The organism is Polynucleobacter hirudinilacicola (assembly GCF_002192535.1).
GTDB classification, from domain to species: domain Bacteria; phylum Pseudomonadota; class Gammaproteobacteria; order Burkholderiales; family Burkholderiaceae; genus Polynucleobacter; species Polynucleobacter hirudinilacicola.
Genome location: NZ_NAIA01000001.1, coordinates 489,467 through 497,861 on the forward strand (window position 1 = coordinate 489,467; position 8,395 = coordinate 497,861).

Below are 8,395 nucleotides of genomic sequence, written 5' to 3' on the forward strand. Positions count from 1 at the left end.
TCAGTTTTAGTTATCACCTAGGGCGGCGAGCAGTTCGGCTTGATGCTCGGAGGCTAGAGCATTGCACAGGTCATCAATGTCTCCATCCATCATCGCATCAATCTTATAAAGCGTGAGATTAATGCGGTGATCTGTAATTCGCCCTTGCGGGAAGTTGTAGGTCCGAATGCGGTCGCTACGATCGCCGGAGCCAATTAAAGATTTACGAGTTTGCGCTTCAAGCTGATGTTTCTCACGTTCACGTGCATCCATGATGCGTGAAACCAGAACTTTCATGGCCTGCTCACGATTACGGTGTTGGCTGCGATCGTCTTGGCACTCAACAACGGTGCCAGTTGGTAAGTGGGTAATCCGCACGGCAGAGTCGGTTTTATTAATGTGTTGACCACCAGCACCAGAGGCGCGGAAGGTATCGATGCGCAGCTCAGCAGGGTTGATTTTGACAGCCTCTAATTCATCTGCCTCCGGCATCACTGCTACCGTACACGCTGATGTATGAATACGTCCTTGAGTTTCTGTTTGAGGAACACGTTGTACGCGGTGACCACCCGACTCGAATTTCAGGCGTGAGTACACGGCCTGACCAACCAAGCGAAGCACAACCTCTTTGTAGCCACCTAAATCGGATTCAGCAGAGCTGACTACTTCCACCTTCCAGCCTTGTCTTTCTGCAAAGCGGGTATACATGCGCAATAGGTCACCTGCAAAGAGAGCGCTTTCATCGCCGCCGGTACCCGCTCTGATTTCTAGGAAGACATTGCGCTCATCGTTCTCATCTCTAGGTAGTAAGAGCTTTTGCAGAGTTCCTGCAAGTTCTTCCATGGTGGCTAAAGCCTGCTTTTGCTCTTCATCGGCAAAGTCCTTCATCTCTGGATCTTTGCGCATCTCTTCAGCAGCTTGTGCGTCTGCTTCAGCCTGTTTGTAAAGTCCAAATTGCTCAACAACGGTAGCAATATCAGAATGTTCACGCGTGAGCTTCCGATAGGCATCCATATCTTTGGTTGCCTCTTCGGAGGTTAATAGAGAATTGAGTTCGGCTAAGCGCGTGTCTAGATGCTCTAGCTTAGCCCGCATGCTGGGCTTCATCTAATGGTCTTCTGGCTTAGTGTGGGAGGCGAATAGTTTTGGTAGGAGTTTAATGAGGGCGTCACGCTCAGCCCCATTCGAGTGCTGTAATGCATGCAGGGAGCCATGTAAAAATTTATTTGTTAATCCTTGCGCCATTGCATTGAGAACTTCTTGTGGATCATCGCCACGCATTAAGCGCTTCATCGCACGCTCTAATTCAAGCTGTCTTAAACGTTCGCCTTGAGTCTGAATATCTTGAATGATAGGCACAGCGTTACGTCCGTGCATCCAGTGCATAAAATTGCCAACACGATCTTCAATGATGGCCTCCGCTTGACTTACTGCTGCTTGGCGTAAATTAGCTCCAGTCTTAATCATCACGCCGAGATCATCTACGGTGTAGAGGTACACATCATCAAGTCGCGAGATCTCTGGCTCAAAGTCACGGGGTACGGCAAGATCAATCATTACCATCGGCTTGTGGCGGCGTTGTTTGAGGGCACTCTCAACCATGCCTAAACCAATGATGGGTAAGGATGAGGCGGTACTAGAAACAATAATGTCGAATTCATACAGGCGCCCAGGAAGCTCTGAAAGCTTGAATGACTCTGCCTCAAGGTCTTGCATAGAAATAGAATCTGCTAATTCTTGACCGCGTTCAATCGTGCGATTAGCAATTGCAACATTTTTAGGTTTGCGGGCTACAAAGTGTGTAGCACATAAGGAAATCATGTCGCCAGCACCAATAAACAAAATACGCTGATCAGAAATCTTTTCAAAGATACGTTCTGCAAGGCGAACCGATGCAGCTGCCATAGAAATAGAATGCGCACCAATTTCAGTAGAGCCGCGTACTTCTTTGGCAACTGCAAATGTTTTCTGAAAGAGTTGATTAAGGTAGGTTCCTAAAACACCTGCATCATTTGCAGTACGAACCGCATCTTTCATTTGTCCCAAAATCTGGGTCTCACCAATCACCATGGAATCGAGTCCACAGGCCACTCGAAAAGCATGACGTACTGCATCAGATTGGGGTAAAGAATAAATATGGGGTTGAAGACTGCTTGGAGCAAGCTGTTGCGTTTTGGCTAACCAATCAAAAGTGGCTTCATGCAATAGACCAGCAGCGCTGGCATCGTTTGCAGCGCAGTACACCTCAGTACGGTTGCAAGTTGACAAAATCGTAGCTTCGGGCAGCCCAGCCTGATTCGCGCCAAGCAAATGTTGGCGTAAATCATGCAACGCTTCTTGAAGAAATTCAGGATCGAAGGCGACCTTTTCCCGAATGGCGACCGGCGCTGTGTGATGATTGATGCCGAGTGTCAACAACTTCATAATGGCGATTATAGATTTGATGACAGCATTAATGGGGGTATCAATGGGGTTTTTAGCTTTTCTGGTGATTGGAGGTATTTCCGGGGCTTCAGCCTGGATTTTTTACCCCGGCCAATCCAGAGGACCAAAGTTGGTAAAACTGCTGCTAGCGGCGTTTTTAGGCTTTATAACCGCCTTTATTACTTCCTATCTGGGTCAGTACTTGGGATTTTTTCAGTCTGGCCAGATGCTGGAGTGGATGAGCGCTATTTTTACCGCTTGCTTAGTAGGCTGTATTTTTACTTCCCTAGCTAAATAGTTCCGTTTGGTGTGTTTTGTCTACCCAGACAATCTCTTTCTGGCCCAGTTTTTTCAGCCACTCATTGGCTTTGCTGAAATGCCCACAACTAGCTTTTGCCCCTGGCTCTAAAAAAGGCCTGTCTGTTTTGTACACACCTAAACCGGAGGGATGGGAGGATTGCAAAATCAATTGATCCTTGCCGGACTCAATTAAAGGTAATTTAGATTGTGCATGACCACCCCAGAGCATCCAAACTAACTGGGGTCTTTGTGCAGCCAAAGTAGAAATGAGTCGATCAATCAAACTCTTCCAGCCAAGGTTAGCGTGACTTCCTGCCTCGCCTAATTTGACGCTTAAGGCTGTATTGAGAAGCAGAACTCCTTGCTCGGCCCAAGCATCCAGATCACCGTTGGGTAATTGGCCAAACCCTTCAAGAGCAAGGGCTTTGCTAATGTTGCGCAGAGAGCTCGGAAATGCTCGAGAGTTGGTGGGAATGGTTGCTGGAATAGAAAACGCTAAACCTTGCGCAAGACCCGGAGAGTGATAAGGGTCTTGCCCCAGAATGACAACCTTAACCGCTTTAACCGGGGTTAACTTCAGCGCCTTAAAGAAATTACTTGGCTCTGGCTGAATATGATTTGTATCAATGTCATGGGCGGCTTGTAAATTCTGCTCTAAATCTTGCCAAGCGGAAGAATCGAAATAGTCACCCAGTAGATTGCGCCAATCAGCGGGAACATCCTCTTTAGAAAAAGCTGGCATCTATTGAAGAGAGTTTGTTTATTACGATTTCGCGGAATGAGCGATTAGCTCAAACTGCATTGGTAGATGACTCATCTCTAAATTTGCCATGCGCTCATGTTCTAAGTCATCGCGATAGAAGCAAAAGTGAATATGCTGCCCTTCGGTAAGGCTGGCTAGAACCTTATCTAGACGAGCGCTAGCAATGCGTTGGCCATTGATGCTGGCCAGTAGGTCACCAGGCGCAAGCCCTGCCAGCTGTGCTGCACCACCATCTAGAACATGCGTAATTTTTAACCACCCATTGGCATCGGCATGTCGCATACCCAACTGTAGCTTAATCTTCTCTAATTTCGAGTGTGATTTGGGTTTCACTGAAATCAATTTAGAGGCGATCCACTTCTGAATTGGAAGATCTTCAGCGCCAAAAATGTAACGCGCTTTCATATCGGTCCAAATTTTCGAAAAGCCAGATCCAAGCAACTCAAGCACAAGTTCATCTAGTCCATCTTCGGCAATACCATCATGCGTGACACCATGTCTTTGCCAGATGAGGCGCATGAGGTCATCTAATGATTTCTGATTTTTTGAGAATGCCCGAATTTGTAAATCTAAAGCTAGAGCCAGTAGGGCGCCCTTACCGTAGTAGCTCACAACTGCATTGGGAGTGTTTTCATCAGCTTGGTAGTACTTGGTCCAGGCATCAAATGAGCTATCTGCCAAGCTTTGCTTGTTTTTTCCTGGTCCACGGAGGATGCCATTCCAATTAGTAGAGACTAGATCTAAGTAAGTTTTGAGGTCGATGCGTTTGCTACGAAACAGTTGAAGATCGTCGTAGTAGCTAGTAAATCCCTCGAATAGCCAAAGCAAACGAGTATGGTTGCGCTTACTTAAGTCATAGGGCTGAAAAGCCTTAGGCTGAATGCGTTTGACTAACCATGCATGAAAATACTCATGACTACATAAGCCTAAGAACTCTCGATACGCAGCCTCATCTAACGGGGCATCTTGTTGTGGAATTTGCTCGCGACGGCAGAGCAATGCTGTGCTGTTGCGATGTTCAAGACCACCATAGCCATTGAGTACGGCATTGACTAAAAAGAGATAGTCCCTAAAAGGGGCTTGCTTCGTCTTTGGTTCAAAGAGGTTGATCGTAGAGGTGCAAATCGCCTCTAAATCATGCGCAAGACGTTTTGTATCAACGGGATTGATGCATCCCTGAATTGCCATACTGTGACGGACATTATTTGACTTCCAATGAACGATCTGAAACTCGCCCATAGCAACCGGATGATCGAGCAGATCGTCATAATTTTGAGCAAGATAGAAACCAAAACCACGCTCATCCGTTTTGACTGCTCTCAAACCAGTTTGCACTGACCAGTGATCGGCAAAACTGGCCTCAGGCGCTGCAAGGGCAAGCGAACAAGGCAACTCATGCTGACCTATGACTTCAAAACATAGGCTACTTGCATTAAAGAACCCACGTTCAGTATCAAGGTAGGCTGCGCGCACAGAGGAATCATAGGCATATACCGTTGTGATTACTTCAATTGCACCAGTTGTCTTTGGTAAGCGCCACTGATCGTTATTGATTCTCTCCAGAGGCAGCTTTTTCTTTGGGCTAACTGAATAAGCCTCAATTGATTCAATCTGCTTGCTAAAGTCTCGAATCAAATAGCTTCCCGGTATCCATGCTGGCATCTGCAATACCTGCCCCTCAGGGTTTGGATTGGCAATGTGCAATTTCACTTGATAGCGATGGCCATGGAGGTCGGCCGGCCATACGGTGTACTGAATTGCTGGAAGATCTACTGTATTCATGATGTTTATTTCAGGGAGCTAAATTTCTTTTCAATATCGCTGATCTGAACTGCGCCAGGGAAGCGACTGCCATCTATAAAGAAAAGAGTAGGCGTTCCTGTGATGCCGTAGGTTTTAGCAAACGTGACATTTTTATCAAGAGGCGTGCTGCAATCACTTTTTCCGCTGGGCGCAATTCCATTAATCATCCAATCCATATAGGCCTTATAGGGATCTGAGGCACACGAGATTAGTTTTGATTTTTGGACTGAGTCTGCCCCCAAAATAGGGACAAGATAGGTATAAACAGTGACGTTATCCAATTGCTGCAAAGATTTTTCCAAACGCTTACAGTAGCCGCAATTAGGGTCTGAAAATACCGCTAGCTGACGACTGCCATTACCACGTACCGTTTTGATAGCATTAGCTTGGTTTAAGTCTGTCCACTTAATGCGATTTAAATCAGCTTGCCTTTGCTCAGTAATATTTTTGCCGCTCGCTAATTCAATGATCTCACCCTGAATTAAATATTTTCCAGAGGCATCTGTATAAAAAACCTCGTTGCCAACCAATACTTCGTATAGGCCTGGGACTGGTGCTGCTGATACACCTCTCACTTTAACATTTGCCCCCAGTTTTTTTTGTATCTCTGTTTTGATTTGCTGTTCAGCTTGCGCATGAGCAAAACTAGAAAAGAAAAAAGTGGAGAAAATAAAAGCTAATGCCGATAACAATTTAATCAAAATCAATATCTCCTAAAGCGCGTTCAATGAGGCGCTGTTTAATAAAGTGGCTTTTGTTCACTAGGCCAAGCCCCCAGTTACGTAGTTGTCGCTCTGTATTGCTACTTGCGGAAAATAATTTCTTGAGCTTATCTGTGACCCATAAAAGCGCACTGGTATCGCCTTGGCGTTGACGCTCGTAACGCCGTAGCAATACAGCATCACTGGGTTTGCGGAACGACTCACGCTTACCAATGATGTTGAGTAAGACAGCAACATCACGTAGGCCGAGGTTCAAGCCTTGCCCAGCCAAGGGGTGCATTACATGGGCTGCATCGCCAATGAGGACAACCTTGGGCGCTGTTTCTGGACCAATAAATCGTTTGGCCCGAATTTTTCTTAATGGAAAGGCTGCGGGGGTTGAGTTGAGTATGAGTTCGCCCAATTGTTTCCCAATTGCGCCATTTGCAATAGCTGAAAATTGCTCTTGCCATTCGGCTTGATTGAGCTTTAATAAATCAGCAGCATGCTCGGATGAGGTTGACCATACCATTGATACTTGCTTGCCTGGCAAGGGTAGAATTGCCACAATATCGCCACCAGGCAAGAACCATTGAAAAGCTGTTTCAAGATGGGGATAAGTGCAAGTCCAGTTAGCAACGACTGCGCTTTGTGAGTAACTCTCTTCGCTGGTGGTAATGCCAAGTTCAGATCGAATAGGAGAGTTGGCACCATCAGCAGCAACAATCAGTTGTGCACGAATCGCTCCACCATTTTTTAAATGTAGCTTGCCCCCATCTGCATCGACCTCAATCTTTTCAATGACATCATTAATACGCTCCAATTTATTTTGAAAGCGAGATGCTTGATCAAGAGTGTGCTCAATGAGATTGGATTCGCCAATCCAGGCTAGTTGAGGTGTGCCTGCTTCAAACGCAGAGAGATGGAGTTGATCATTTTTTTCACCACGGTCGCCATAAATACGCATATCGCGTACTGGCTGCATGCGACTGTGATCTAGGGCATCCCAAATTTGCAAATGAGCCAAAAGTTTTTGGGTGCTCGGGGAAAATGCATAGATTCTTTGGCCCCACTGGGATCCTTGGGGCGCAGCTACTGCCTGCCCTAAATCTGGTGCGATCTCAATAGTCTGTAGACCAAGTTGCGCTAGACCAAGCGCACAAGCCTTGCCAGCAATACCTCCCCCGACAATGACAACGTCGACGGAGCGGATTTTGGCAGATTGCACAGCGCTTTTGGACAGGTGATTTTGGTGAACTTCTGACATAACTCGATGATATCGAATCCAGCCCCTTTACAATATGCCTATGTCTTTGAAATGTGGCATCGTCGGCCTGCCTAACGTCGGCAAATCTACCCTCTTTAACGCGCTTACCAAGGCTGGGATCGCGGCGGAAAACTATCCTTTCTGCACGATTGAGCCCAATGTAGGTGTGGTCGAGGTTCCTGACCCCCGTCTAGCTGCCCTGGCTGAGATTGTGAAGCCTGAGCGCATCCTGCCTGCTGCCGTCGAGTTTGTCGATATTGCTGGTTTGGTTGCTGGTGCCTCCAAAGGTGAGGGTTTGGGGAATCAATTCTTAGCCAATATCCGAGAAACGGATGCAATTACTCATGTGGTCCGCTGCTTTGAGGATCCAAACGTGATTCACGTTGCAGGCAAGATTGACCCGATTGCCGATATTGGTGTGATCGATACCGAGTTGGCGTTATCTGATTTAGCCACTGTTGAAAAAACCCTCAATCGTTCCACGAAGGCTGCTAAATCCGGCAACGATAAAGAGGCAGCCGCTTTGGTAGCGGTTCTCACTAAAGTGCAATCGCACCTTGATTCTGCCCTTCCTGTGCGCAGCCTCAATTTAAGCGAAGAAGAATTGCTCTTAATTAAACCCCTGTGTTTAATTACTGCTAAACCCGCAATGTATGTGGCAAACGTCAAAGAGGACGGTTTTACAAACAATCCTCATCTTGAGGCAGTAAAGCAGCATGCCGCAAAAGAAAAGGCTCCAGTAGTTGCCGTTTGCGCAGCCATTGAAGCCGAGATTGCCGATCTTGACGATGCTGATAAAACAGAATTCTTGGCCGACTTGGGCATGGAAGAGCCTGGCTTAGATCGCGTTATTCGTGCGGGGTATTCTCTCCTTGGTTTACAAACTTACTTTACTGCTGGCGTTAAGGAAGTGCGTGCCTGGACTATTCATCAGGGCGATACTGCACCACAGGCTGCAGGTGTTATTCATACGGATTTTGAGCGCGGCTTCATTCGTGCACAAACCATTGCTTATGATGACTTCATTCAATTTAAGGGTGAGGCAGGCGCTAAGGAAGCTGGCAAGATGCGGGCTGAAGGCAAGGAATACGTTGTTAAGGATGGAGACGTGTTGAACTTCTTATTCAACGTGTAAGGACTAATGCATCTTTTGAGTAA

At 46.7% G+C, this 8,395-nt stretch carries 8 protein-coding genes; 2 read left to right on the forward strand and 6 right to left on the reverse strand.

Going from position 1 to position 8,395, the window contains the following annotated elements; genetic code table 11:
* Nucleotides 1-6: 6 nt before the first annotated feature.
* Complete coding sequence (gene prfA, locus B6A14_RS02585) at nucleotides 7-1,086, reverse strand: peptide chain release factor 1 (protein WP_087908867.1); 1,080 nt, start codon at nucleotides 1,084-1,086, stop codon at nucleotides 7-9.
* Entirely contained in the window at nucleotides 1,087-2,403 is a 1,317-nt protein-coding gene (gene hemA, locus B6A14_RS02590; protein WP_087908868.1) for a glutamyl-tRNA reductase, read from the reverse strand. It abuts the gene before it with no gap.
* Between the two features lie 19 nt (nucleotides 2,404-2,422).
* Here hemA and B6A14_RS02595 point away from each other — a divergent pair, with 19 nt between their 5' ends.
* Nucleotides 2,423-2,701, forward strand: a complete 279-nt coding sequence (locus B6A14_RS02595; RefSeq protein WP_236635622.1) for a GlsB/YeaQ/YmgE family stress response membrane protein — start codon at nucleotides 2,423-2,425, stop codon at nucleotides 2,699-2,701.
* On the opposite strand, the gene B6A14_RS02600 is transcribed toward B6A14_RS02595, so the two are convergent.
* From B6A14_RS02600 to B6A14_RS02615, 4 genes are read right to left on the reverse strand one after another with little or no spacing between them, the layout of a single operon-like run.
* Nucleotides 2,690-3,445, reverse strand: coding sequence for a uracil-DNA glycosylase (locus B6A14_RS02600; protein ID WP_087908869.1), 756 nt, complete (start codon nucleotides 3,443-3,445; stop codon nucleotides 2,690-2,692). The genes B6A14_RS02595 and B6A14_RS02600 overlap by 12 nt on opposite strands.
* Nucleotides 3,446-3,466: 21 nt before the next feature.
* The gene (locus tag B6A14_RS02605; RefSeq protein WP_087908870.1) at nucleotides 3,467-5,248 is read right to left on the reverse strand and encodes a M61 family metallopeptidase; all 1,782 of its coding nucleotides are present in this window, start codon (nucleotides 5,246-5,248) and stop codon (nucleotides 3,467-3,469) included.
* A gap of 5 nt (nucleotides 5,249-5,253) precedes the next feature.
* Entirely contained in the window at nucleotides 5,254-5,970 is a 717-nt protein-coding gene (locus B6A14_RS02610; RefSeq protein WP_087908914.1) for a DsbC family protein, read from the reverse strand.
* The gene (locus tag B6A14_RS02615; RefSeq protein WP_087908871.1) at nucleotides 5,963-7,237 is read right to left on the reverse strand and encodes a UbiH/UbiF family hydroxylase; all 1,275 of its coding nucleotides are present in this window, start codon (nucleotides 7,235-7,237) and stop codon (nucleotides 5,963-5,965) included. The genes B6A14_RS02610 and B6A14_RS02615 overlap by 8 nt, the downstream gene beginning before the upstream one ends.
* Before the next feature lie 40 nt (nucleotides 7,238-7,277).
* Here B6A14_RS02615 and ychF point away from each other — a divergent pair, with 40 nt between their 5' ends.
* On the forward strand, nucleotides 7,278-8,372 hold the full coding sequence (gene ychF, locus B6A14_RS02620) for a redox-regulated ATPase YchF (protein ID WP_087908872.1): 1,095 nt from the start codon (nucleotides 7,278-7,280) through the stop codon (nucleotides 8,370-8,372).
* The last annotated feature ends 23 nt before the right edge of the window (nucleotides 8,373-8,395 follow it).

Coding starts and splice junctions, on each gene's coding strand:
- prfA (WP_087908867.1), bottom strand. CDS start 1,086: ATGAAGCCCAGCATGCGGGCTAAGCTAGAGCATCTAGACACGCGCTTA.
- hemA (WP_087908868.1), bottom strand. CDS start 2,403: ATGAAGTTGTTGACACTCGGCATCAATCATCACACAGCGCCGGTCGCC.
- B6A14_RS02595 (WP_236635622.1), top strand. CDS start 2,423: ATGACAGCATTAATGGGGGTATCAATGGGGTTTTTAGCTTTTCTGGTG.
- B6A14_RS02600 (WP_087908869.1), bottom strand. CDS start 3,445: ATGCCAGCTTTTTCTAAAGAGGATGTTCCCGCTGATTGGCGCAATCTA.
- B6A14_RS02605 (WP_087908870.1), bottom strand. CDS start 5,248: ATGAATACAGTAGATCTTCCAGCAATTCAGTACACCGTATGGCCGGCC.
- B6A14_RS02615 (WP_087908871.1), bottom strand. CDS start 7,237: ATGTCAGAAGTTCACCAAAATCACCTGTCCAAAAGCGCTGTGCAATCT.
- ychF (WP_087908872.1), top strand. CDS start 7,278: ATGTCTTTGAAATGTGGCATCGTCGGCCTGCCTAACGTCGGCAAATCT.